Annotated in this window: 21 protein-coding genes; 8 read left to right on the plus strand and 13 right to left on the minus strand. The window is 41.1% G+C overall.

Annotated features, from left to right (window positions below):
- Positions 1-15: 15 nt before the first annotated feature.
- Positions 16-1,114, minus strand: a protein-coding gene (gene prfB, locus NE535_RS03010; RefSeq protein WP_188840196.1) for a peptide chain release factor 2 whose coding sequence is annotated in 2 segments (ribosomal slippage) — positions 16-1,038 and positions 1,040-1,114 — 1,098 coding nt in all. Because the reading frame shifts where the segments join, the coding sequence is not laid out codon by codon here.
- A 162-nt stretch (positions 1,115-1,276) separates the two neighbouring features.
- Between prfB and NE535_RS03015 the strand changes: the two genes are divergently transcribed.
- Positions 1,277-2,260, plus strand: a complete 984-nt coding sequence (locus NE535_RS03015; protein ID WP_261297209.1) for a pentapeptide repeat-containing protein — start codon at positions 1,277-1,279, stop codon at positions 2,258-2,260.
- A gap of 26 nt (positions 2,261-2,286) precedes the next feature.
- Here NE535_RS03015 and NE535_RS03020 read toward each other — a convergent pair whose 3' ends face one another.
- From NE535_RS03020 to ohrR, 4 genes are all read right to left on the minus strand, one after another.
- Positions 2,287-3,951, minus strand: coding sequence for a methyl-accepting chemotaxis protein (locus NE535_RS03020; protein ID WP_261297210.1), 1,665 nt, complete (start codon positions 3,949-3,951; stop codon positions 2,287-2,289).
- 226 nt (positions 3,952-4,177) lie between these two features.
- Positions 4,178-5,332, minus strand: a complete 1,155-nt coding sequence (gene chrA / locus NE535_RS03025; protein ID WP_261297211.1) for a chromate efflux transporter — start codon at positions 5,330-5,332, stop codon at positions 4,178-4,180.
- Between the two features lie 57 nt (positions 5,333-5,389).
- On the minus strand, positions 5,390-6,487 hold the full coding sequence (gene rlmC, locus NE535_RS03030; RefSeq protein WP_425347438.1) for a 23S rRNA (uracil(747)-C(5))-methyltransferase RlmC: 1,098 nt from the start codon (positions 6,485-6,487) through the stop codon (positions 5,390-5,392).
- 37 nt (positions 6,488-6,524) lie between these two features.
- Complete coding sequence (gene ohrR, locus NE535_RS03035) at positions 6,525-6,983, minus strand: transcriptional regulator OhrR (RefSeq protein WP_261297212.1); 459 nt, start codon at positions 6,981-6,983, stop codon at positions 6,525-6,527.
- A gap of 166 nt (positions 6,984-7,149) precedes the next feature.
- Between ohrR and NE535_RS03040 the strand changes: the two genes are divergently transcribed.
- From NE535_RS03040 to NE535_RS03050, 3 genes are all read left to right on the plus strand, one after another.
- Positions 7,150-7,338, plus strand: coding sequence for a cytoplasmic protein (locus NE535_RS03040; protein WP_261297213.1), 189 nt, complete (start codon positions 7,150-7,152; stop codon positions 7,336-7,338).
- A 192-nt stretch (positions 7,339-7,530) separates the two neighbouring features.
- Complete coding sequence (locus tag NE535_RS03045; RefSeq protein ID WP_261297214.1) at positions 7,531-8,139, plus strand: MliC family protein; 609 nt, start codon at positions 7,531-7,533, stop codon at positions 8,137-8,139.
- 391 nt (positions 8,140-8,530) lie between these two features.
- A complete protein-coding gene (locus tag NE535_RS03050) occupies positions 8,531-9,670 on the plus strand; it encodes a glycosyltransferase (protein WP_261297215.1) in 1,140 nt (379 codons plus the stop codon).
- Between the two features lie 69 nt (positions 9,671-9,739).
- On the opposite strand, the gene NE535_RS03055 is transcribed toward NE535_RS03050, so the two are convergent.
- The gene (locus tag NE535_RS03055) at positions 9,740-10,294 is read right to left on the minus strand and encodes a TMEM165/GDT1 family protein (protein WP_261297216.1); all 555 of its coding nucleotides are present in this window, start codon (positions 10,292-10,294) and stop codon (positions 9,740-9,742) included.
- A 419-nt stretch (positions 10,295-10,713) separates the two neighbouring features.
- On the opposite strand from NE535_RS03055, the gene NE535_RS03060 reads away from it, so the two are divergent.
- Positions 10,714-11,916 carry an aromatic amino acid transport family protein gene (locus NE535_RS03060; protein WP_261297217.1) on the plus strand — a complete coding sequence of 401 codons (1,203 nt, stop codon included), beginning with the start codon at positions 10,714-10,716 and terminating at the stop codon, positions 11,914-11,916.
- A 230-nt stretch (positions 11,917-12,146) separates the two neighbouring features.
- Positions 12,147-14,303 carry a S46 family peptidase gene (locus NE535_RS03065; protein WP_261297218.1) on the plus strand — a complete coding sequence of 719 codons (2,157 nt, stop codon included), beginning with the start codon at positions 12,147-12,149 and terminating at the stop codon, positions 14,301-14,303.
- Between the two features lie 113 nt (positions 14,304-14,416).
- Here the strand turns inward: NE535_RS03065 and NE535_RS03070 are convergent, their stop codons facing one another.
- From NE535_RS03070 to NE535_RS03080, 3 genes are all read right to left on the minus strand, one after another.
- Positions 14,417-15,145 (minus strand): RNA pseudouridine synthase, encoded by a 729-nt coding sequence (locus tag NE535_RS03070; RefSeq protein ID WP_261297219.1) that lies wholly within the window; start codon positions 15,143-15,145, stop codon positions 14,417-14,419.
- A gap of 6 nt (positions 15,146-15,151) precedes the next feature.
- Complete coding sequence (locus tag NE535_RS03075; RefSeq protein WP_261297220.1) at positions 15,152-15,793, minus strand: hypothetical protein; 642 nt, start codon at positions 15,791-15,793, stop codon at positions 15,152-15,154.
- 157 nt (positions 15,794-15,950) lie between these two features.
- Positions 15,951-17,288 carry a Na+/H+ antiporter NhaC family protein gene (locus NE535_RS03080; RefSeq protein ID WP_261297221.1) on the minus strand — a complete coding sequence of 446 codons (1,338 nt, stop codon included), beginning with the start codon at positions 17,286-17,288 and terminating at the stop codon, positions 15,951-15,953.
- A gap of 315 nt (positions 17,289-17,603) precedes the next feature.
- On the opposite strand from NE535_RS03080, the gene NE535_RS03085 reads away from it, so the two are divergent.
- Entirely contained in the window at positions 17,604-17,903 is a 300-nt protein-coding gene (locus NE535_RS03085) for a hypothetical protein (protein ID WP_261297222.1), read from the plus strand.
- A gap of 223 nt (positions 17,904-18,126) precedes the next feature.
- On the opposite strand, the gene putA is transcribed toward NE535_RS03085, so the two are convergent.
- The 4 genes from putA to NE535_RS03105 all read right to left on the minus strand — a co-directional run bounded on the left by putA (position 18,127) and on the right by NE535_RS03105 (position 24,303).
- Positions 18,127-21,321, minus strand: coding sequence for a bifunctional proline dehydrogenase/L-glutamate gamma-semialdehyde dehydrogenase PutA (putA, locus tag NE535_RS03090; protein ID WP_261297240.1), 3,195 nt, complete (start codon positions 21,319-21,321; stop codon positions 18,127-18,129).
- A gap of 320 nt (positions 21,322-21,641) precedes the next feature.
- A complete protein-coding gene (locus tag NE535_RS03095) occupies positions 21,642-22,220 on the minus strand; it encodes a TIGR04211 family SH3 domain-containing protein (RefSeq protein WP_261297223.1) in 579 nt (192 codons plus the stop codon).
- A 109-nt stretch (positions 22,221-22,329) separates the two neighbouring features.
- Positions 22,330-23,598, minus strand: a complete 1,269-nt coding sequence (locus tag NE535_RS03100; RefSeq protein WP_261297224.1) for an inorganic phosphate transporter — start codon at positions 23,596-23,598, stop codon at positions 22,330-22,332.
- Between the two features lie 24 nt (positions 23,599-23,622).
- Positions 23,623-24,303, minus strand: a complete 681-nt coding sequence (locus tag NE535_RS03105) for a TIGR00153 family protein (RefSeq protein WP_188840181.1) — start codon at positions 24,301-24,303, stop codon at positions 23,623-23,625.
- Between the two features lie 236 nt (positions 24,304-24,539).
- Between NE535_RS03105 and NE535_RS03110 the strand changes: the two genes are divergently transcribed.
- Positions 24,540-25,601 carry a CYTH domain-containing protein gene (locus NE535_RS03110; RefSeq protein ID WP_261297225.1) on the plus strand — a complete coding sequence of 354 codons (1,062 nt, stop codon included), beginning with the start codon at positions 24,540-24,542 and terminating at the stop codon, positions 25,599-25,601.
- Positions 25,602-25,612: the final 11 nt, after the last annotated feature.

Raw genomic sequence — 25,612 nt, forward strand, 5'->3', positions numbered from 1 at the left:
CGAATGTTAATTCGATTAAAGTCCTGATTTTAGGCTGGCTTCGATAAATCTATCTAAATCGCCATCCAACACAGATTGAGTATTACGATTCTCAACCCCTGTTCGTAAATCTTTAATGCGCGAGTCATCTAAAACGTATGAACGAATTTGACTGCCCCAACCGATATCCGACTTGGCGTCTTCAGCGGCTTGCTTATCAGCATTTTGTTTATACATTTCCAACTCGTATAGCTTGGCTTTCAACTGCTTGAATGCCGAGTCACGGTTTTTATGCTGTGAGCGGTCATTCTGACACTGCACCACAGTATTGGTTGGAAGATGGGTAATACGTACCGCAGAATCCGTTTTGTTTACGTGCTGACCACCGGCACCAGATGCGCGGTAGGTGTCAATGCGTAAATCTGAAGGATTAATTTCAATTTCAATGTCATCTTCGATTTCAGGATATACAAACACTGAGCAAAATGACGTGTGGCGTTTACCTGAAGAATCGAATGGCGATTTACGCACTAAACGATGCACACCCGTTTCAGTTCTCATCCATCCAAAAGCATACTCACCGGTAAATTTAATCGTTGCGCCTTTAATGCCTGCAACATCACCTGCGGTGACCTCAATTAATTCAGGGCTAAAATCATGGGCTTCACCCCAACGCAAATACATGCGCAAGACCATATTGGCCCAATCCTGTGCTTCGGTTCCGCCTGAGCCTGATTGAATATCAAGATAACAGCTTGCTGCATCATTTTTGCCCGAAAACATGCGACGGAATTCTAAATCAGCAAGACGCGCCTCTAAGCTGGCGATTTCATCGCTGGCATCGTTGAAGGTTTCTTCGTCATCTTCTTCAATGGCTAATTCCAATAAACCTTCTACATCTTCAAGGCCGCTGTCCATATCATCAATGGTCTTAACCACAGCTTCTAATGCTGAACGCTCTTTGCCTAAGGCTTGGGCGCGTTCAGGTTCGTTCCACACTTCAGAACTTTCTAACTCTCGGCTAACCTCTTCTAAACGCTCGCTTTTCGCAGCGTAGTCAAAGGTACCCCCTAAGAAGCTCTGTGCGCTCGGCCAGCTCCTTAATCTTGAATTTTACCGGATTAACTTCAAACATGAATTTTCAACTTTAAAATAGCGGTTAACAAAAGGTATAACGGCGTATTTTACCCCAAGCTTGACACTAAACCTAGACCGAAATAGGCATAATTAACAATCTATGCTGGAATAAATTTCACTCACCTACATCAAGACCAAAATCGCTGGCTATACTGTAATAATGAACCAAGAGAAACCCACTTGTTGTTACCATGAAGATGAAGGGTTTTCTTGCCATGAAGTTGCTGAGCCATCAGGACTTTGTTACTGGCATGACCCCCGCATCATTAAGAATAAGCCTGACGATAAAGTCAGGCTTGAAGCATTCGCTCGTACTGGTGGAATGCTTCGTGGCATAAGCTTAAAGCGCGCTAACTTAAGTGGCATCGATTTAGTTAAACATCACTCTAAAACCGGGTTTGATATGACCCACGCTGAGCTTTATCGTGCCAATCTGCAAGGCGCACATATGTTTAATTTGAATCTCGAGCATGCCAGTTTAATGAAGGCTGACTTGCGAGATGCCAATGTACATTGCGCTAACTTGACCAATACCAATTTATTAGGCGTAAAGTGGAAAGGCACCAAAATTGAAAATATTTATACCGGCAAACAAATCAAACAAGAACGCATGGCAAGAGAAGCCGACAAGCTTGGGGAGGTTGAAATAGCCTTAGACTATTATGAGCAGTCTGAAGAAATTTATCGTGATTTACGCAAAGCCGCTGATCGCGAGGGCTTGTTTGCTATGGCGGGGCACTTTATGCGTAAAGAGCTGATTATGCGACGCCACCAAATGCCGAAATGGTCATCCACTCGGATTATTTCTAAGTCTATTGATCTTTTCTGTGGATACGGAGAAGCCCCTTTAAGGGTCATAGGTTTTTCAATGGTGCTGATTTTCTTTTGCGCTCTGTGCTACTTTTTCACAGGACTCAGCTACAGCAATCAAATTCATCAATTCAACTTTTCAAATAACTTTGAACAGAACATTAATCTGCTACTCAATTGCATTTACTATTCCGTGGTAACTTTTACCACCTTAGGTTATGGTGATTTCATCCCCATCGGCTACTCTAAAGCCGTTGCCGCAATTGAGGCCTTTACCGGCAGTTTTACTATCGCATTATTCGTGGTGGTATTTGTCAAAAAAATGAACCGCTAAAAAGCGGTTCAGGTTCATTTCACAGCTTAAATCTTAAACTGGTCGACCAACTTACTCAGATGATTACCTGAATTAGCGACGCTATTACTCATATCAGCAGCCTGACGGCTTGAGTCGAGTAACTGATTAACGATTTCTTGCACTGAGGTAATGTTGCGATTGATTTCTTCGGTAACCGAGCTCTGCTCGGTTGCTGCGGTCGCGATTTGAGTACTCATGTCATTAATATTGGTAACCGAAGATGTTACCGCGCCTAAGCTTTCCGAAATCGCTTTAGAGGACTCTACCGAGCGAATACCACTTTTTTGGCTTTTATCCATGGCGTCAACCGCCTGCGAAACGGAACGATGTAATTCAGTCAGCATCTCATTAATTTCAACAGTACTGGTTTGAGTTCGACTAGCCAAATTACGTACTTCATCAGCCACCACAGCAAAGCCTCGCCCTTGCTCACCCGCCCTTGCCGCCTCAATGGCAGCATTTAATGCTAACAAATTGGTTTGTTCAGCAATACCGCCAATCACACTGAGTACTGAATTAATCTTCTTCGACTGCTCACTTAGCGATTGAATATTGGTGGCCGCATCGTCGATTTGCATCATCAACTCTGAGACTTCAGACAATGAGTTATCAACACACTCTTGTGCTTGCATGACATAGCCAGATGCCGTTTGGGTAGATTCTGCAACACGATTAGTATTTTGGGCGACATCATGTGCAGTTGCAGACATTTCAGTTATTGCGGTGACTATTTGGTCAATTTCGCTGTTATGGCTATACAGCTGATCCGATATAGTTACCGTTTGTTCATTGATATTTTTAGCAGCATGTTTAACATCATTGGTGGCTACAGATACATCGCTAATGATATTTTGCAGCTTATCAACAAACACATTAAAAGCTAAGCCTAACTTGGCGATTTCATCTTTGCCTTTTACATCAAGACGCTTGGTTAAGTCACCTTCACCGCTGGCAATATCATTCAATGAATTGGCCATATTTTCGATGGGTTGCACCATCGCTTTCGCGGTAAACATGACCCCTACCGTAGTGAGTAGGCCTAAAGTTGATGTCAGAATAATAAACATCATTAAATTTTGATGCATTTGTTCGGTTTTAATTTGCTTAAAACTCGCCGTCACTTCATCAATATCATCAATATAAGCACCAGAACCTAACATCAAATTGGTATTAGGGATCATTGCACCAAAGCCTAACTTCTCTGTTAGCCCTTGGGTATTGGGTTTTTGGTAAAAGTAAGTCACATGACCATCACCATGCTGGGCAGCATTCAACAGGCCAACGACAATTTTAGTGCCGTTGGGATCGGTCATATCCATTTTATTTTGACCTTCAATATCAGGTTGCACCGCATGAAAAACACTATTGCCATCGGTATCGTAAATAAAAAAATAACCTGCTGTACCAAAGCGTAAATCACGTAATGCTTGATTCACATTACCAGCCTCACCTAAAGCGCGCTGATAACTGACCACTCCGACACCAATTTCAACCGCTTCTTTTAATTGCTTTTTACGCTCTAAAACCAACTCTTGTCTAAAGTCAGTGATATCTGCTTCTAATGAATCACTTTCGTTCACATAGAATAACACCAGAACCACACTTAAAATCAAAGTAAGAGGAACAAGAGAAAGGGCAAGCAGCTTATTACGCAGTGATAAATATTCCATAACTTGAGACCTTTTTATGACTTAATCATATATGAACAATATATGTTCAAGTATGAGTATAGACACGTTAAAGGGGCATGCGTTAAAACAGTGGTAATATATGAACTTCCATCACATTTTTTGACCTTTTATATGCCATTAAACTCCGCGGCTGTTGATGAAGCTTATCTAGATAACACCATGATATTGAAATACTAATTAGATTGAATTCATATGGGGAATGTATTTATTGAAACAAACTGGTGATGATGCCAGCAAGGGCAAAACCTACGACTAGATAGACAATATTAGGTTTAAATATTTTTAATAACCCAAAACCTAATATCGCTAAAGCCATATCAAGTGATAAATTAACCGCAGTAATAAAAACAGGTTGGTACAAGGCTGCCAATAGCAAACCAACAACCGCAGCATTTACCCCCGCCAAGCCACCAGCGATAATGGGGCGCTGACTAATCGCCCCCCAGCTATTAAGTGTGACTAACATTAGCAAAAAGCCTGGAACAAAAATCGCAGTTGTCGCAATGAGTGCTCCTAAAATAGGTGATTCTTGCCAAATATCGGCGCCTAAAAAAGTGGCCATGGTAAACATTGGCCCAGGTACAGCTTGTGCTAATGCATAACCAGTTAAAAAACGGTCTTGACTGATTAGTTCACCCACATTGGCTTCCAGTAACGGCAGTACAACATGTCCGCCACCAAACACTAAACTGCCGACCTGATAAAACTGACCAAAAATTTGCCCTAGGCTATCTGGCTGAGAAGCTAGAATGAATGACGCGATTAACCCCAAAATGAAGAGAACTAACCATCCCCAATTTAATTTAATCTCAGGCGCTTCTGGTGAGATATTTTCACCGCGAGTTAACACCAGGCCGCCAATAATAGCCGCGACCACTAATACTGCTATCTGAGTCATTAAAGAAGGGAATAATATGATACAAACCGCTGTCAACATCATTAGACATTGGGCTGTTTTACGTTGGCAAAATTGTTTAAACATGCCAAAGGTTGCGTCAGCAACCACCACCACAGCAAGTAATTTAAGGCCATGAATCGCCCCTGCCACCCAATCTAATTGCAGCCAACTTGCGGTTGAAACCGCAAATAAAAACAACAACAAAAAAGACGGTAGCGTAAACCCCAAAAAGGCGGCCAAGGCCCCCATTAAACCACCTTTATGGTAGCCAATAGCAAATCCTACCTGGCTGGATCCAGGGCCTGGCATAAACTGGCTTAGTGCCACAATACTGGCATATTGTTTTTCATCTAACCAATTTAACTCATGCACAAATGTCTGTCTAAAATAGCCAATATGCGCCGCTGGACCACCAAAACTAATTAAGCCCAATGCCAGAAAACGACTAAATATTTGCCACATATATGCAGATCCTTTGATTAAGATAACAACTTAAGATTATGACATTAATATGAACATTTAATGACTAAGCGGTGTTTTTTCTAACATCACCAGCACTTCATAATGATCTGTGTGTGGAAACATATCAAATAACTGTACTTTGGTGATCCGGTACCCTGATATCATCGCCAAATCTTTTACCAAACTTTTAGGATTACAGCTTGAGTAGAGGATGGCATTAGGCGCAAACTCAGACAAAGACCGACACAAAGATTCACCAATTCCGCGTCTTGGCGGGTTAACAATGATCAACTCTGGTCTGTCATTTACATCAACACCGTTAGCAAAGTCAGTTGAATCTAATGCCCTGAAACTTATGTTGTTCAGCCCCATTTCTGTCGCTGACATTTTGGCGCATTCAATAGCTTCAGCTTCAATTTCAATGCCGGTTAAACGAATCGAATGGCTTGCACAGTGAAGACCAAATCCTCCTACACCACAGAATAAATCCCAAATATGTTGCGGCTTAAATGCGCCTACCCACTCGCGGGCAGTTTGATAAAGTTGTTGTGCTACCGCAGGGTTAGTTTGAAAAAAACTCTTAGGGCGAATATACAAAGGTACATCATTAAACTTGTCGGCTAGACGGGTTTGTTCGGTCAAGAAAATCTCTTGCTCACCCTCTAAAATGGCCATATGAGTTGGTTGCAGATTGACAGAAACCAAACTGATTTTGGGGACATCGGCCATGAGTTTAGGCAATTCACGCTGAATTCGTGCAATGGCTTGCTCACTTCGAAGCACAAAGCGCAGCATAAACTCACCGGAAATATAGCTTCTGGTTAACAGGATAAACTTAAGCTCACCTTTACTTTTATCCACTCGATAAGGCGGAATACCGGCTGTTTGCACAAAATGCTGTAATCGCTGCAGTAGTTGCTGCATATCATCAGGGTATAACTGACAATCACAAAGACTTACGGGTTGCCCTTGGGGATCGACAATACCTAAAATAGGCTGATGTGCCGCCCCTAACACGACCATTTTGGCTTTATTGCGAAAATGATTTTCTTGGCTTGCTATCGGATCAAGCCATTGCGCAACCGGTAACGAACCAAAAAACTGTTTCAGCTTAATCATCTTATGCTGTAATTGCTGTGATATCGGCGTTTGAATATCTCTACAAGATAAGCATTGGCCATTTTCAAAATACTCACATTTCACAACTTGAAGCCTTATCCGAATTTAATACTTTTAATGCGTTATCACACAAACTTTTCAGCTGTTGCAATTGCTCAATATCACCGCCAACCTTACAACGCATCATTTCAGGCACTTTCTCTGCTTGTTGGCGTAATGCTTGGCCTTCTTTAGTAAGATGTAACACACGCACTCGCTCATCTTGCTCACTGCGACCGCGGATCACTAATTTTTTTACTTCTAGACGTTTTAGTAATGGTGTTAATGTCCCAGAGTCTAAATGCAATTTTTCCCCTAAGGTTTTAACGCTGATACCAGGCTCTTTCCACAAAACCAACATGGCTAAATATTGTGGATACGTGAGTGATAACTCTTCCAACAAGGGACGATATGCGCGGATCATCGCGTTAGTCACGCTATATAAGGAAAAACACACCTGATTTTCAAGTGCTAATGGGTTGGTTGATGACATAATTATCCTCTCTCAATTTCGAGTCAGTATATCATAATCTAATTGCGCGCAATCTATAACCTTTTGGCAAGATGCATATTGATACACTATTATCATATAGAATATTGGCAAACCGCCGATAAAATGAAGTAGCACAATTTTTGTGTGTAATGAAAACGAGGTTTCTATGACAATTTCAGTAAATGCCCCAAGCAATATGCCTACTTCTATCGATTCAGCCAGCAGCCTCAAGGTTGCCGTTATGGCTAAAAATCAACAGAAAGTTGAAGGGCAAATGGCAATGCAACTTATTGAAGCAGCGGTTCCTCCTGCGCCAGTGGGAAACACAGGTCACAACATTAATACCACAGCTTAAATATGATTCATCCTGAGTGATAGAGACTTTACCTGCAAGATGACAAGATGTTAATTTGCCACTAAATTGACAATTAAGTTATGATTGTTATCTTGTAAAACAAGATGTTAATTTGCCACTAAATTGACAATTAAGTCATGATTGTTATCTTGTAAAGTAACTATCTCGTAAAGTAACGAAGGAAATCAGCGGATGAAAAATTTATGGATACTGAGTTTAGCCAGTTTAGGGTTAAGCTGCTCAGCTTTAGCAAACTCGTCCTCACCCAGTTATGACTGCAGTAAAGCCCAAGGTTCAATTGAAGAATTAATATGTCAATCTGATGAGTTATCGACGCTAGATAGACAGTTGCAGCCGTTATATTCACAAGCTATTAAGCAACTTAGCAGTGATGATGCCCAAACCTTGAAAGCCCAACAACGCGGCTGGATTAAAGGCCGTAACGACTGCTGGAAAGCAGATGACAAAACCGAATGCACCCTTACAAGTTATCAAACTCGTATCACTGAATTGCAAATTTCAACAGCAAGCATTGAGGTGCCCAGTGCAACGTATTATGTATGTAACAATGAAGCAGCATTTAAATTAAGTGTTTATTTTTATAATGATACCTTAATCCCTGCAGCGGTCTTTAGTTATAACAAGGCGCAACAACTTAGTGAACCAGCCGTAGGTTTACTTACCCGTACGGCATCCGGCGCCAAATACCAAGCTCAAAATGCAACCTTATGGACCCATCAGCAAGAAGCCACCTTGACGCTTTTTGATCAACCACCGATGAATTGCAAAATTCAGAAATAATCTAAAGTAGCATAGACTGTTAAGCATAATCTTATGCCAGTCTATTTTGCTGCTATTCCCCCCCCTGTTAATTTGCTTGTCCCCATCATGATTAACAACAACCAAGTGTGGCTAAACCTTATTCAAAAAACAGGCACACGCACATTTTTTTTACAGAAATAGCGTATCAACACAACAAAAATATTATACAAAAAACAATAACCTAACACTTAACATGCGCAAGATCACACTTCTAAAAATCCCCTGTAATCAGCTTAGCTACTCAGCTTAAAATAAAGGTGTTGCATGCTCTTTCCAGTGAATATTGATTCCGAGCCGTCATGTAACAACATCAAAAATCTCTTCATTTTTGAAATATTAAGCGTTAATTATCACGCTTACAGGTATTTTTATGAAATATATATTTGTCATCAGGCATATCTGTTATGGCGGAGCAGAAACATCAACATTGCTTCTATCTAAAGCATTAGCATCACGTGGACATACCATTGAAATATGGAATTTAGGTAAGAGTACTGAGGATGATCTCAATAGATGGCTCCCCTTCTCATCAGTAAAAGCGATTAAAAAGTGGCAGTTACTTAGTTATAAAGTTAAACCTTCTGAATTATTGGTGTTAGTCAATAATGCCGCACATCGTTACGCACCCAAAAAGGGGACAGTTACGATTGTGCATGGCGATCCAACATATAAGTTAACTCAAACAACATCCTTTTTCGGCAGAGTGAAGCAACGGATTAAATTGCATCAACAGCACTATAGTCGCAATAACTTCGTGATATCTAATCAATTAGCTACCCGACTCACACCCTTTACAAAACAATCACCTGTATACCTACCAAATCCTTTTGATGCGCACTCTGTGGTCGAAAAAGCCAAACAGCCGTGTGATATTGATTTACCAAAGCATTTTATTGTCCATATTGGACGTTTTGGTCCAGAAAAAAAACAAGACATACTGTTAGCCTCATACTTAGAGAATCAAGCACTCAACTCAACAGTGGATTTGGTCTTTATCGGGGATGAACCTCAAAAAAATGGCCCAATAACGGCAAAACTCCACTCAATGGCGAGTAAAAGTGATTTGAGTAATAAGATCCACTTTCTCGGTAACCAAGCTAACCCTTGGAATATTTTAGTAAAGGCAAAATGTCTAGTGCTATGCTCTGAATTTGAATCTATGGGGTATGTGCTGTTAGAGGCAATGGCATTAAATATCCCTATCGTTTCAACGACAACCATTGGCGCTAAAGAGGTGCTGGGTAACGACTTCCCTGGTTTAATTAATCTTTTTCCAGAAATGAAAAATAATCAAAAGGCTAATACCGAATTAGATTATAAGCCATTAGAGAAAAACACCGAAATATTGGCTGAAAAGCTCGTCCAAGTAATTAATAACCCGCTGGGGTTTACCCAAAAACTGTCGGATGAATATAGCGTAGATATCGTTGCTAATAAATTTGAAACCTTAACTCAGATAGATGTTACCGAACAAATTAATAACCAACGAACACACGTTACAACAGTATGATTTAGTCCAATGCCCTCATCAGCTAAGGGGTTAGACATGAGTCTCCCAATGTCTACCCCCCTAAACCTGTTAGTAAAAGAGGGTTGCGATACCCAAAAGCGCAAACAATACTGCACATAATCGATGAATTAATTTCATCGGCAGCTTATCGGCACTAAAATGTCCAAGTAATACAACCGGCACATTAGCAATTAACATACCTAAGGTAGTGCCAAACACTACCATCGATAACGCATCATATTTAGCCGCAAGCACCACAGTAGCAATTTGAGTTTTATCACCCATTTCGGCAATAAAAAATAACATAAAGGTTGCAGCAAAAGCGCCGAGTTTATAAAAACGGTTATCGTCATCATCCATTTTATCTGGCACAAGCACCCAAATTGCGATGGCAAAGAAAGATGCGGCGATCAAGTAACTCGCCCATTGAGGGTCAAGCCAACCAAAGGCAAATTGACCTAGCCAGGCAGCAGCAAAATGATTAATCAATGTCGAAAGGAAGATACCAAGAATGATGGCCGATTTATTGCGAAATCTTGCAGCTAACAGTAATGCAAGTAGTTGAGTTTTATCGCCAATTTCAGCTATAGCTACCGTGAAGGTTGAAGTGAAAAGTGCTTCCACAGAAATATCCTAAAGTTGAGGGTAAAGTTTAACCAAGCACAAGCAATAGCCTACCCTCAAAGTCGCTATTACCGTACTAGGTCTTGCTTAACAAAGTATTATCTTTGTTGTTTATACCATGGCGATATGGCCAATTATGTTGATATAAACGCCTGAATTGATGATGTGTAAAAAACCAATTGAAGCTAGCTACTCCCCTAAACGAGGCGGCAATATACCCTAATATAAATATGGGATCAATATATCGAACTGTAATGCTGCACCATTGCAATGACAAGGTTTAATTAATCGCTCACAAATGTTATGTAATTGTTTCTAAACAGTGCTAAAGCCCTTTAAAGGTGTAAGTCACTTGCTTGAGTTGTTGGCATTCTGCTACTGTCGTTTGCAATTAGAATAATAATTTTTGGGACGCGTTCGTGAATTTTAAAATACTTGGATCGATTTCAATAGTCGCTGGCACCGCAATCGGTGGTGGTATGTTAGCACTACCATTGGCAACCGCAGCATTAGGCATTATACCTGCACTTCTGCTTCTTATCGTCATTTGGGGCATTTCAGCTTACACCGCACTATTAATGCTAGAAATTAATTTGCGTACTGGAGTGGGTGACAATGTGCATGCTATTACCGGTAAAACATTGGGTAAAACGGGGCAGTTAATTCAAGGTGGATCATTTTTAAGCCTGTTATTTGCCCTCACCATGGTGTACTTGATGGGTGGCTCATCTTTACTTGAAACTCGCCTTGCCCCTTTGGGAGTCGATCTAAGCAACCAAGGCGCGGTAATCCTCTTTACCCTTGTATTTGGTGGCATCATTGCAGTGGGCGTCACTTGGATTGATAAAGTATCGCGCCTTTTGTTTAGTGCAATGGTGATGTTATTAGTCTTAGTGGTTGCCTTCTTATTACCTGATGTAAACCTAGCTGTAGTATTAACCAATACCGTCAGTGAAGTCGCTCAGGGCAGCGAATTAAACCATCTGTGGCTTGCTGCGATCCCGGTAGTCTTTACCTCATTTGGATTCCATGTATGTATTGCCACTATCGTTAGATACTTAGATGGCGATGCGATTTCATTGCGCAAAGTGTTGCTTATCGGCTCTACCATCCCTTTAGTCTGCTATATATTGTGGTTACTTGTTACCTTAGGCACATTAAGCGGTCCAACGGTACACGGATTAGAGGGATCACTACCTAAATTGGTGTTAGCGCTTCAAGGATTAGCTGAATCTGAAATTGTTAGTCAATGTATTGATATTTTTGCCAATCTAGCCCTGATAACCTCTTTCTTAGGGGTAACCATGAGTTTATTTGATTATGTTGCTGAACTCACCAGAGCAAGCAACAACTTAGTCGGTAGAATACAAACCTGGTTAATTACTTTTATTCCACCGTTGCTGTGTGCATTATTTTACCCAGATGGCTTTTTTAAAGTACTGGGCTTTGCAGCCATTCCTTTAGTCGTGATGATTATCTTGTTACCTATTGCTATGGCACTAAAACAACGTGCGCAAAACTTAGGTGGATATCAGGTTGCTGGCGGTATACCCGCGTTAATCGTCACTGGATTAATGGGTGTGATTATCGTGATTGCACAGCTCACTGTAGCGTTAGGATAACTGCCACAGTTATCTTGTTTGTAACGGAGTTTTTCCAACACTGTTAAGCCAGTAAAAGTTTTGTTAAAGTCAGGCTCCGGCCTGACTTTTTTATTGGTGCATACCGCCATAAAATCTCGCCCGTAACTCAATCCTAACAATAATATTAAAATGTCATCTTACTTTAGGTGATAATTTATTTATTTGGGTAAACGACCTCAAATAATGACTTAAAAAATGGACTTATCTCAATGAAAAAATGGTTACTAACGGCTGCAATTGCTGCCAGTTTTACTGCACAGGCCGATGAAGGAATGTGGCAGCCACATCAGTTACCCGCTATGGCTGATATGCTTAAAGAAAAAGGCTTAGAAATCGATGCTAAATCTATTTCTAAGCTCACAGAATTCCCAATGAATGCCGTAATCAGCTTAGGGGGTTGTACTGCCTCTTTTGTATCGCCAAAGGGGCTAGTGGTCACTAACCATCATTGCGCTTACGGGTCAATTCAATACAACTCTACCCCAGAGAAAAACCTTCTCAAAGACGGTTTTTTAGCAAAAACATACAAAGAAGAATTACCAGCAACCCCAGGCTCTCGAGTGTATGTCACCGAAGCGGTTACCGATGTCACCAGCAAAGTGACAAGTGGCCAAATGGGCAAAGTCGGTAATGATTTTTATGCTGGTATTGAACAACAAGAAAAAGCCTTAGTGGCTGAGTGTGAAAAAGACGCTGGATATCGTTGTCAGGTATACAGTTTCCACGGTGGTTTAGAATATTATCTTGTTAAACAACTTGAGATCCGTGATGTACGTTTAACCTATAACCCAGCAGGCAGTGTCGGCAAATATGGTGGCGACATTGACAACTGGATGTGGCCTCGTCACACCGGTGACTTTTCTTTCTATCGCGCTTACGTAGGTAAAGATGGCAAGCCTGCAGATTTCCATGAAGATAACGTCCCTTACGAGCCAAAAAGCTTTCTTAAAGTTTCAGCGAAAGGCGTGAGTGATGGTGATTTTGTTATGGTTGCTGGTTACCCTGGCCGCACCAATCGTTACCGCACGGCAAACGAAGTCGAAAACCAATTTGAGTGGGCTTATCCTGAAGGAAAAGTGTTACGTGAACGTTTAATTGAAATCATCAAAGATACTGCGCCAGAAGGCAGTGATGAACGCATTAAATATGAAAGTGCCATTGCAGGTCTAGCTAATTACGCTAAAAACTTCACTTCAATGATCGAGTTTTATGGTAAATCAACCATGCTTGATGATCGTAAAAGTCTTGAGCAAAAGCTTGCTAAATGGATTAAAGCAGACAAAAAACGTCAGTCTAAGTATGGCGAAGTCTTAGTTCAATTAGACAAATTAATCGCTAAAGGTGAGGAAGGTCAAGAGCGTGATTTGCTGATGAGCTATATGGGCTATAGCACAATGATCAACGCATCTGATAGCTTATATCGTCTGGCTAATGAGAAAACATTGCCGGATATGGAGCGTGAACCTGGTTATCAAGAGCGTGATATGACGCAATTTATTTCCGGTATGGAGCGTATAGAACGCCGATATGCTGCCAGCGTTGATAAAGCAATGTTAGCCGACTTAATTATTAAATATGCAGCACTACCTAGTGACCAACGCCTAGCCGCATTCGATAAAGCTTTCGGCATTGATAACAATTTTGATCAAGCTAAGCTAATTAAAACACTTGATACCATGTACGCCAACACAACACTTTCAGACAAAGAAACCCGCATGGCTTGGATAGATAAATCAGTTGCCGACTTTAAAAAGTCGAATGACCCATTTATTCAATATGCTGTGAGTACATATGAAGAGAGAATGGCGCGTGAAAAAGCGAGAAAACAACTCGCTGGCGATTTAATGAAAGTACGTCCACAGTATATGGACGCTATCATTGCTTACAACCGTGAGTTAGGTAAGCCAGTGTACGCTGATGCAAACTCTAGCTTACGAGTGTCTGTCGGTAATGTGAAAGGCTATTCTCCGCAAGATGGGTTAGTCGCGGTGCCATTCACCCGCTTAGAAGGTATAGTCGCCAAAGACACAGGTGTTGATCCATTTGATGCACCCGCTAAGCAATTAGCGCTAATAAAACAGAAACAATATGGTGATTACTATGTAAAATCTATTGATTCTGTGCCAGTTAACTTCTTATCAACACTTGATACCACAGGTGGCAACTCTGGTTCACCTACCTTAAATGGCCGTGCTGAATTAGTCGGTTTATTATTTGATGGCGTGTACGAAAGTATTATTGGTGACTGGGGTTATGACGATCAATCTAACCGCTCAATTCAAGTTGATAGCCGTTATATGTTGTGGGTTATGGAGCATTTAGATAATGCTGATAATCTATTAGCAGAAATGGAAATTGTTAAGTAACTAAAATGAAGAAACTTGGTTTAGGTCTTGTTGAACTTTCAAGGTTATTTTTGCTTCAAACTTCAACAGACCTAACCGTATTGAGTTAATTTACTAAGGTTAAGTAGATTAATTCAAACCATCAAAGTAGTTAAATCAGTTAATTCGGCGGCCATTAATGGTCGCCGTTTTGCTTCAGCGAGATCGCCTAACGTTACCGGTCCTATCGCCGTGCGTTTTAAATCGATAACACGGTAGCCCAAGGCCAAACACATTCTGCGTATTTGGCGATTTAGCCCCTGAGTTAATACAATCTCAAATTGAGTTTCGGTTAACCGCGTTACAATACAGGCTCGGGTCATCACGCTCTGCTTAGCTTGCTGATAACTTACCCCGCTGCTCATTGTATTTAAAAAACATTCATCAAAGGGTTTATCTACCACCACTTGGTAGGTCTTAGTGTGATGAAAGTCTGGATGCATTATTCGTTGGCTAAGAAAGCCATCATTTGTTAGCAACAGTAATCCACGTGAATCTTTATCTAATCGGCCTGCAGGAAAGACTCTAGGGCTAGCGGGTAAAAGATGCAATAAGCTCGCTGGATCAGCTACAAGCAACCGACAATCGACCCCTACAGGCTTATGGTATAACCAATAGACTTTAGCTTCTGGAGGACTAATCAACACACCATCCAGTCGAATATCATCAACCATTTGGGCATGAGCTTCAACACAGATAATATCGCTGTGACCAGCCACTCTGCCGTTAATCAGTACCCGTTGCGCTTCGATTAATCTTGCTGATTGGCGTCTTGAGGCCACACCACACAGGGCTAAATAATGTGACAATCGATACCGAGTCATCGCGAATTAAGCTGCTGCAAAATGACGGGATAATGATTGCTGGTTAACGATATGTTGGCGCATGCTTAACCCTAAGCAAACACACCATAAAATATTCGCTTGGGTCAGTATCCACATACTGGAGGATACCCAGCAAAAATGGTTTGCAATGTCTTCACATGGCGGAAAATCAAGTAATGTCCAGTCCAGCATAAACATCAAATTTAATGACATCACAATTGCCAAAATGGACAGCCCGAACACAACCCAAGTCATGGTGCTTTTTTCTTTGAAAAAATCAGCAAAACATAACAGATGCAACACTAATGAACTCAGTAAATACACAGTTGATACTTTGCGATGCCATTCTAAAAAGTTAATAGGGAAAATCCCCATCAACGCAATGCTTAACCCAACTAACGAGCCTACCACCGCAATAGCGCGACTTAATGGGTCTAAAAAGGTAAAGTAAATCGCAAGGGTACCAAGAAAAAAACAAGCTCCAGCGGCCAATAGGGAAAGATTAAACACCACTGCGAGTTCTGAGTTCATATAATCCCCCAGCATATCTGGCCGGATATTAAAAACACTCAGTTGCATGTCCTTAGCTTCGACAAACAATGCGCAAGCCACGCCAATGCCTGCGATCGCAGCGGCCGCTAATGACATAAACACTATCACCAAGTGTAAATCGTAATTTGTATGCTGTTTAATCAAGGGAGTTAAGAGTAAGAAGTCAATTAAATGAGCTTACCGTTATCTGCATAAAAGAAAAAGCCCTAAACAAGGTTTAGGGCTTTAGATGTAGCTTGCTGCACTTTGCCTACTAAGCCGTTCGCTTGCGGAAAATAACAATAGTCACAGCCACAACAGCCAAAATCATACAATACCAAGCATTTAATACCGCAGTAATAGGGCTAATGGTAAATACCGATGCAATAAGTAGTGCTTGTGCCCCATGGGGAATAAGACCTTGTACAATACAGGCAAAAATATCTAACACACTGGCTGCTCGTTTAGGGTTTACACCATGTTTTTGGGCTAGATCCTTGGCAATTTCGCCTGTCACAACAATCGACACTGTATTATTGGCCACACAGGTGTTGGTTATCGCCACGATACCAGCCATGCCTAACTCTGCTGCACGAGGTGAAGCATCACCCTTTGATTTAGAGAAGCGGCTGATCAAGTTTTCAACTTGATTGTTCACAAACGTTAAACCACCTTGCTGTTGCATTAATGCTGCTAAGCCACCAACTAACATCGACAGAATAAAAATTTCCTGCATATTGGTAAAGCCTGTGTAAATATCATTACCAAACTGAATGGTATTGTAATCAGCAGCAGCCATCCCAGTTACACCGGCAAGAATAATCCCTAAGGTCAACACCACAAAAACGTTCAACCCAGCAACGGCCAAAAATAAAATCGTTAAATAAGGAATAACCTTAATAAATTCAATTTGCTGTGGTGCGATAGCCGCTTGCCCATCACCCGCTAAACCAAACGCAACCAAAGTGATAAGCGACGCCGGAATAGCAAACACAAGGTTCTCACGAAACTTATCTTTCATCTCACAGCCCTGGGTTCGCGTTGCGGCAATGGTGGTGTCAGAAATAATCGATAAGTTGTCACCAAATAATGCTCCAGACATAACAGCACCCGCCATTAAGGCATAATCTATCTGAGCTTGGTCGGCCACACCAAGTGCCACAGGAGCAACCGCTGCAATGGTACCCATAGATGTGCCCATCGCTGTGGCAATAAATGCGGCAATAACAAAAAAGCCAGGTAGAAGTAAATCTGATGGAATAAGTGATAAGCCTAATGCCACAGTAGCATCAACGCCACCGGTAGCTTTAGCCACAGATGCAAAGGCACCGGCTAATAAATAAATTAAACACATCGCGATGATATTGCTATGACCGATCCCTTCAATGAAGGTTTCAATTGCGGTGTTTAGTTTTTGTTTTGACAGTAATAACGCCAGAATAATCGCAGGTAAAATAGCAATAACGCTGGGTAATTGGTAAAACGCGTAATCAACACCTTGGCTTTGAAAATAAACTCCAGCACCAATAAATAACGTTAGAAAAACAAATAGAGGCAACAGCGCGATAAATGAAGCTGTTTGCGAGGGGTTACTTGCGGCTGGTTTAGTCAAAGTTGTCTCTCTTCTTATTTATATTGTCAGGTTGACGTAAGCAGGAATATATTCGATAACATGAATATACATCTCATATCCTACACATCCAAATCAGTTGCGCCAAGAATAAGAGAACTTATCCCAAATTGCAATCTAGACGTCTAGACTTCTTAACCTCCATTAGTGTTTTTACACAAAAAACAATTACTCGTCGCAAAAAACAACCAACGATGCCACACAAACATAACGTTTGTTGGATATTGCAGCAATATTTTGATCTTATCTTGCAACTGCCCTAGCATGAATATGCTTGAAACATGCTTAAGGTAAATGATGAAACCAGATCGCTCTGCGGCAATGAAAATGCTGATTGCCCAAGTGCTACAAGCTTTCCCATTGGATAATCCTGAATTGGCCGTATGCGGCTCAGGCAAAACGTGTGAAGGCTGCCCTAAGAAACTTTTAGAAATTGTTGATAGTGAAATACGCTATTGGCAGTCTGAACTTGATCACGGCGAAACGCCTACATTCGGTGATATTGAAAAATTGGCCAAATTATGTAAAAACGTCAATCGTGGTTTAAAGCGCAACGGGATTATCATTCCATCAGCAGTTAAACGTCTACAAGATTAATTATCACCTTTGGCCTATTTCACTTTCACTTCGATTATCTGCAAATACCCAAGGTTGCGACACTCAACTTCATCAGTAGCTTGATTGTGTTTAAAACCCTTCACTAAACGCAGATACCGCTGCGAATCATCAATCTTAACAACCGACAAATTTATCTTTTTTAAACGAAAAAAATGCCCACTAAAAAGTGGGCATTTTTTGACTTGGATTAAATAACCAATACTTATTCGTCAGCATCACCAAGTGATAGTAACGTGGCATTCCCACCAATCGCAGTGATGTTATTTGTACGGGTTTTTTCGGTCACAAAACGGGTTAAATAGTGCGGTCCACCAGCTTTAGGACCTGTACCAGATAAACCTTGACCACCAAATGGTTGTACGCCAACGACTGCACCAATTTGGTTACGGTTAATATAAACGTTACCCACGTTTACTTTATCCGCCAAACTTAACGCATGACCTTCGTTACGGCTATGAATACCTAAGGTTAATCCAAAACCCGTGCTGTTGATTTCGTCAATCACTATAGCTAAGTCAGCCGCTTTATAGCGAATAACGTGTAATATTGGGCCAAAGTGTTCTTTTTCTAACACTTTAATTGAATCTATTTCAACCGCAGTTGGCGCAACAAAATGACCATTTTCAGTACCTGCAGGTAACTCAAGTTGATTAATTAATTTACCCACTTGTTTAATATGATCGATATGCGCATTTAAGTTCGCTTTGGCTGTTGCATCGATAACCGGTCCAACATCGGTTTTAACAGAGCTTGGATTGCCAATGGTTAATTGCTCCATTGCGCCTTTCATCACATCTAATACGCGATCGGCGATATCTTCTTGTAAAAACAATACCCGTAACGCTGAACAGCGTTGACCAGCACTGGTAAACGAAGAAGAAACAACATCATTAACCACTTGCTCAGGTTGTGACGTCGAGTCAACTACCATGGCATTTTGGCCACCGGTTTCAGCAATTAAAGGAATAATTGCACCGTCACGATTTGCCAATGTACGGTTAATTAATTTAGCGGTACCTGTAGAACCGGTGAAACATACGCCGCCAATACGTTCATCAGCAGTTAATGCTGATCCCACAACAGCGCCCGTACCCGGTAAGAATTGCAGCACATCAGCAGGAATACCCGCTTCATGTGCTAACTGAACCGCACGGTAACCAACTAAACAGGTTTGCTCAGCTGGTTTAGCTATCACGGTATTACCTGCAGCTAAAGCGGCACTGACTTGCCCTAAGAAGATGGCTAATGGGAAGTTCCAAGGGCTAATACACACAAAAATGCCTCGGCCTTGTAAAAACAACTCATTGAGTTCGCCTGTTGGGCCAGGAAGCAGTTCTGGTTTACCCATCATTTTCTTGGCTTGAACAGCATAGTAGCGACAGAAATCAACCGCTTCACGCACTTCGTCAATGCCATCTTGAATGCTTTTACCCGCTTCACGGGTACACAATGCAATTAATTCTTCACGGTTTTCTTCTAATAAATCCGCTAATTTTTGCAGGGCATTGGCACGAGTTTCAACCGGTGTGCGCGTCCAACGAGCAAACGCACTGTCTGCAGATGCTATGGCCGTTTCAATAGCTTGTTTATCAGCAAATGCCACCTTGCCCACCAGTTTCGTGGTGTCAAATGGGCTAACAACATCAACTACATCACCGGTTAACGTTTTGCCGTTAACTAATGGCCCAGCTTGCCACTGTGTTTGAGCATATTTCTCTAATGCCGCAAAAAATGGCTCAGACTCTGAAATAATGTTCATATTTAATCCTTTGGAATTTTTACGTTCTGCACCGAAAATATCAATTGGCTTAACAATCTTATGATTGGCAAAGCTCTTATACCCTTTTAATGTCACGAGTGGATGCACCACTAATGATTCAATTGGGGTTTTCGGGTCTACTAATTTGTGTACAAAAGAGGTGTTAGCACCATTTTCTAATAAACGGCGAACTAAGTACGGCAGTAAGTCTTTATGGGCTCCGATTGGCGCATAAATACGTACAGCCTTAGCACCGCTTTCCGCTAGCATGGTGTCATAAAGTTCTTGGCCCATGCCGTGTAAGCGCTGGAATTCATATAGGCGATCACCCGCCATAGCGCCAATACTGGCAACCGTTTGGGCGTTATGAGTCGCAAACTGTGGGTAAATGTTGCCGCGAGTGGCTTCAGACAGCAAAAAACGTGCACAAGCTAAATAAGAGACATCAGTGCCCGCTTTGCGTGTATAAAGTGGATACCCGCCTTCACCGGCTTGCTGTGCCCATTTTAATTCGCTGTCCCAATAAGCCCCTTTCACTAGACGCAATGGGATTTCATCGCCTTGCTCTTTAGCCAGACGATTGAACCAACATAAAGCCGGCAAACAACGCTTAGAATAAGCCTGAACAACAATACCTAACAGTCCCCAACCTTTGGCTGCATCTGATTGATAAAGTTTTTTGAATAATTTTAGAGACAACTCAAGACGATCAACTTCTTCTGCATCGATAGAAATACCAATGTTCAGCTCGCGAGCTTGGACAATCAGCTTGATTACAGTGTCATACAATTCAGTTAATACGCGATCTTCATTCGCGACTTCATATCGAGGGTGAAGTGCAGACAGTTTGATAGAAATCGTTGGTCTTGGCGCTTCAGCTTCATCATATTGCTGAGCGCCTAAATCGCGAATAGCGTTGCTATAGTCAGTAAAGTACTTTTGCGCATCTTTAGATGTTAGCGCCGCTTCACCCAACATGTCATAGCTGTGGGTATAGCCCAATTCACGTTTTGCTTCGCTGTTTTTAAGGGCTTCTTTGACATTACGACCCAATACAAATTGTTTACCCATAATCTTCATCGCAGCCAACATGGCCTGACGAATAACAGGTTCACCGAGTCTATTGACTAAACGATTTAATAAATTGCTTGGGGTACCGTCTATTTTACGGTCAAGCTTAACAATTTTACCGGTTAACATAAGTCCCCAAGTAGAGGCGTTAACCAATACAGAGTCGCTTTTGCTCAGATGGGCATCCCACTTTGCTCCCGACAATTTATCGTCGATAAGAGCATCTGCAGTGTCGGCATCAGGAATACGTAAGAGTGCCTCTGCAAGGCACATTAAAATAATACCTTCTTGGGTTTCTAAGCTGTACTGCTGCAAAAAAGCATCAATGCCTACCATCAAGCCTTTCTTTTCAAATTGGCGTACTTTACTTACCAATTGATGGGCTCTGCTAGTCACCTTTTGAATTTCTTCATCTGACGAAGGCACTAGCGTAATTAACTCCGCTAAATATTGCTCTTCATCAACAATATAATTATCGGTGACGGCTTTAAATAACTCGTCGAGAGTGGCATTGTCATAGCGACCGCCCAGTACTTCACTCGCTTTGAACATCATAATCGCTTCCATCATGGTCAGTTGAAGGAGGGTAAAAACCAATTTGTGTGATGTACATTGAAATGTTTTATTTTGTATACAATGTACGACGCGGCGGAGTATACAGTCAAAATGTGATCAAGAACACTGTCGAATAGTCGATAAATAGGCTGAAAATCGCATAAAGTGTAGCAGAAGGTGTACTTGTTTATATCAGATGTCTACAACACTGAAATACGATAAACAGCAATGTGTTTAAAGTCAGTGATTTAGTTGAATATTAAAGCAAAGAAGCCAACACATTAGGTGTTGGCTTCCTTATTTGAAAATAAGGTAAAAAAGCAATCTAGCGACTACATCCAGCGACTATTTTTACGGCGCTGAGGACGAGGGAGGTAAACTAAAATAATACCGATTAAGGCGCCAATACCAGCAATAAGGCCGCCTTGTTGCCACATTTTAAATTGCTGCTCATCTTTATCATTATTCACTTTGGCTCTGGCTGTGTCACGTTCAGTTAACGCAGTTTTTAATGCCGCTTGCAACTCAGTGACTTTTTGATTAGCCAGTTCAAGGTCTTGTGCTGCATTATCTGTATTCAATGAAATGCTATTTAGTTGCTCATTGACGTGAATTAGCTCTTTTTCCATCTCAGGAAAACGCGTTCTCAAACTTGGCTTATCGGTAACAAAATCACTGCGGATCCAACCTTCACGGTTTTTGTTATCAATAATTTGAGAATAATCACCTTCAGTTTTACCGTTGAATGTGATTGGTTGACCCGCTTCGACGCTGCCGATAATACGAAATTCAGTACCTGGACCACCATGAATATAGGTGAATACATCGTCTGAAACATAATGCGTCGATGCTTGAGCATGTGCGCCCATAGACAACAATATTAATGCAAAAAAATGAATGACTCTCAACACAATCTTTTCCCTAACGCTATCGACTAGCAGCCATGCTATTTATTTAATCCCATGAATGCAAGAAGGAAGTCATAAGACTTCCTTCTTAAATCACAATTAACTTCAGTTCTTAACTAAAAATTTCTTTAATTATATAGAAGAAAATAATTGATAGGCCTGCACCGGCTGGCAATGTCACGACCCATGACACAACAATATTACGTACCACACCGATATTAATTGCTGCAATACCACGTGCCATACCAACACCCAATACCGCACCCACTAATGTTTGTGTAGTAGAGATAGGTAAGCCCGTACCGGAAGCAATAACAACGGTTGTTGCAGCAGCAAGCTCTGCAGCAAAACCACGGCTTGGGGTTAAGTGAGTAATGTTTTTACCGATAGTCTGCATTACGCGCTTACCGAATAAGGCTAAACCTAAAACGATACCCACAGCGCCAAGTGGTAAAATCCACCATGCAAGCACAGATTTTGAGCCAATTACGCCACCGCTTTCAACAACTGATACGACAGCAGCTAAAGGACCAATTGCGTTTGCGACATCATTTGAACCGTGTGCGAAAGCCATACAACATGCGGTAACTACCATCAATATTGCGAACACTTTTTCTACGTTACCAAACTGGGTTTGACGGTCTGCTTTCTCGCTCATTTTCAAACGCGAAATAGCAACTTTACCAAACACGCCCACAGCAAAAGCAATGACACCTGCAAGTAAATAAGCTTCAAGTGTAGAGAAATGCAATCCAACGTGCTTTAAGCCTTTAGTGATGGTCACTAATGACATAACAAATCCTGCTAATGCCATATAGAAAGGCACATAACGTTTAGCATTGCCTAAAGGATCATCTGTATTGAAAATCAGTTTTTGCACACTTTGGAAAATGGTATAAGCGATAAAGCCTGAAATAGCTGGCGTTACAACCCAAGATCCAACAATACCAACTACCTTGCCCCACTCAACAGAATCAACACTCACTCCAACTGCCGCAAAACCAATAATTGCACCAATAATTGAATGAGTTGTAGATACAGGCCAGCCTAATGCCGAAGCAACCACTAACCAAATACCCGCAGCAAGTAGCGAACCAATCATACCGAAGACTAAATATTCTGGCACATCAGTAAAGTAAGCAGCATCAATAATACCGTTTCGAATTGTACTGGTGACTTCTCCACCTGCTAAGAAAGCACCAGAAAACTCAAATATCATCGCGATGATGATCGCTTGTTTAATCGTAATGGCGTTAGAACCTACTGAGGTTCCCATAGCATTAGCGACGTCATTTGCGCCAATACCCCATGCCATCAAAAATCCAAATGCAGCCGCAATACCGATAAGCATCGGGCCGTTGGTGACTAATACATCAACCATGTCGTTTCCTTGATAACCTTGTGATTAGTTACGAGCTAACATTAGCTCTAGACGGGAACCTACACGCTCAGCAAGATCTGCTAAACCACCCACCCACTCGATAACTTTATATAAGAACATGACATCAACTGGATTCAATTCAGATTCAACAGCATACAGTTGACGACGAACTTGGATTTGAAGATCATCAGAATCTTCTTCAATACTATCCAACTCGTTGATCATTTTCGCAACTAAGTCGACTTCACGACCACGAAACCCTGTTTCGAGTAAGTCATCAAGCTCATTAATTGCTTGTTTTGCTAGAGTTACAGCATCAAGACAACGCTTAAGGTAAGCATTGAATGCTTCTTGAACTGGTTGAGGAATAACTAATTGACGGCCGATCATGCGGCCAGAAATATCTTTTGCCTTGTTAGCGATTTTGTCTTGTTGAGTTAATAACTCAAGCAAGTCAGTACGCTCAACTGGCATAAACAAACCACCAGGCAAAGTTAAGCGGATTTCTCGCTTTAACGAATCAGCTTCTTTTTCTAGCATGCTAATTTGTTTGCGAATTTTAACAGCTTCATCCCAATCGCCTGCCACAGTGGCATCGAAGAAAGGAACAAGGAGAACAGCACATTCATGAACTTTATCTATATGCTGTTCTAAAGGCTTTAAAGGTGATTTTGCAAACACACCTAAAATAGAGTTTACTGGCATTGCCGTTACCTATTTAATTAATTCCAACTTGGAAAAGCGGGCGCATGTTACCTCAAGCGTCCACATAAAGAAACAGTGTAGTTTCAATTTCTCACTACTGCGATTTACTCTTGCAGCTCAGAGTATAATTGATCTGAGCGACGCAATCCTAAGGGATTATTATTACAGAAATGTGACACCATGAACTAAATATGACGCATTTATGAACATTTGATTACAAGACGAGCTAGAAGTCAATGCACACTGAAACTGAGCTTAAACTATTTGTTGCCTTACAAGATTATGATTCACTAGTAAAAACACTTAATAACTTCCCCCATTCAACTTACTGTAAAAGTGATTTACTATTTAATCATTATTTCGATACCAGCACGCTTCAATTGGCGCAATGGGATATGGGATTAAGAATTAGGGGTTCAAAAAACCATCAGGAACAAACGATTAAAACGGCTGGCAATGTTGGATCTGGGCTTCATAGCAGGCCTGAATTTAATGTAACAACTGCAGAAAAAACACCTAACCTATTATTATTTCCTCAACATATTTGGCCAAACAATACAGATTTACATGCCTTAAATAACACATTAAAGGGTATTTTTGAGACCAACTTTAGCCGCGAAACCTGGTTGATGAAGTCCAATAGTTGCACGATTGAAATCGCATTAGATAAAGGCGAAGTGATTGCAGCGCAAAAAACAAAATTGATTAATGAATTAGAGCTTGAATTAATTACAGGCCAAACTGAAGATTTAATCGAGTTGGCATTGCAAATTGCCAACCTGATACCATTGAGATTGGCAGTGGAAAGCAAGGCATTAGCCGGTTACTTATTATCAGGTAAAGTGCCTTATCAATTCAAAACGGACTGGCCGAATCGATTAAACGACGCCATAGCATCGCCAACTCAAAATTTAAAACCACTTCTAAAGATAGCGTTAAATCATTGGCTTGAACTCGAGCGTTATTTGGAACACTTAAGCAACAACATAAGGGAGGCTAGTGAACAGACCCCTCCGATATTTCAATTAGAAAAAAATGCTGAATATGCTAAGTTTTTTAACCAATTAATACATTGTATTGGGATATTGCAAAGCCTAGCTTTTAACGATAAAAAGTTAAAAGCAAGGTTACTACTCGATAGCCAGATAGCGGCTTTTATTAAAATACTACCTAAAAAAGTGGCTTCATTTCATCAAAATTCTGCGTCACCTAAAGAATTATTGAGCATTGAGCCATTTTGGCGCGATATAGGATATGGCAAATTTCAATTAGTTTTATTGGCTTATCTGACTAACTGACTAACTGACTA

Source organism: Shewanella holmiensis (assembly GCF_025370255.1).
In the GTDB taxonomy this organism is placed as follows: domain Bacteria; phylum Pseudomonadota; class Gammaproteobacteria; order Enterobacterales; family Shewanellaceae; genus Shewanella; species Shewanella holmiensis.

What these genes read in the sequence shown, in the direction of transcription:
- NE535_RS03015 (WP_261297209.1), top strand. Translation starts at nt 1,277, where the DNA reads ATGAACCAAGAGAAACCCACTTGTTGTTACCATGAAGATGAAGGGTTT.
- NE535_RS03020 (WP_261297210.1), bottom strand. Translation starts at nt 3,951, where the DNA reads ATGGAATATTTATCACTGCGTAATAAGCTGCTTGCCCTTTCTCTTGTT.
- chrA (WP_261297211.1), bottom strand. Translation starts at nt 5,332, where the DNA reads ATGTGGCAAATATTTAGTCGTTTTCTGGCATTGGGCTTAATTAGTTTT.
- ohrR (WP_261297212.1), bottom strand. Translation starts at nt 6,983, where the DNA reads ATGTCATCAACCAACCCATTAGCACTTGAAAATCAGGTGTGTTTTTCC.
- NE535_RS03040 (WP_261297213.1), top strand. Translation starts at nt 7,150, where the DNA reads ATGACAATTTCAGTAAATGCCCCAAGCAATATGCCTACTTCTATCGAT.
- NE535_RS03045 (WP_261297214.1), top strand. Translation starts at nt 7,531, where the DNA reads ATGAAAAATTTATGGATACTGAGTTTAGCCAGTTTAGGGTTAAGCTGC.
- NE535_RS03050 (WP_261297215.1), top strand. Translation starts at nt 8,531, where the DNA reads ATGAAATATATATTTGTCATCAGGCATATCTGTTATGGCGGAGCAGAA.
- NE535_RS03065 (WP_261297218.1), top strand. Translation starts at nt 12,147, where the DNA reads ATGAAAAAATGGTTACTAACGGCTGCAATTGCTGCCAGTTTTACTGCA.
- NE535_RS03070 (WP_261297219.1), bottom strand. Translation starts at nt 15,145, where the DNA reads ATGACTCGGTATCGATTGTCACATTATTTAGCCCTGTGTGGTGTGGCC.
- NE535_RS03075 (WP_261297220.1), bottom strand. Translation starts at nt 15,793, where the DNA reads ATGTCATTAGCGGCCGCTGCGATCGCAGGCATTGGCGTGGCTTGCGCA.
- NE535_RS03085 (WP_261297222.1), top strand. Translation starts at nt 17,604, where the DNA reads ATGAAACCAGATCGCTCTGCGGCAATGAAAATGCTGATTGCCCAAGTG.
- putA (WP_261297240.1), bottom strand. Translation starts at nt 21,321, where the DNA reads ATGGAAGCGATTATGATGTTCAAAGCGAGTGAAGTACTGGGCGGTCGC.
- NE535_RS03100 (WP_261297224.1), bottom strand. Translation starts at nt 23,598, where the DNA reads ATGGTTGATGTATTAGTCACCAACGGCCCGATGCTTATCGGTATTGCG.
- NE535_RS03105 (WP_188840181.1), bottom strand. Translation starts at nt 24,303, where the DNA reads ATGCCAGTAAACTCTATTTTAGGTGTGTTTGCAAAATCACCTTTAAAG.
- NE535_RS03110 (WP_261297225.1), top strand. Translation starts at nt 24,540, where the DNA reads ATGCACACTGAAACTGAGCTTAAACTATTTGTTGCCTTACAAGATTAT.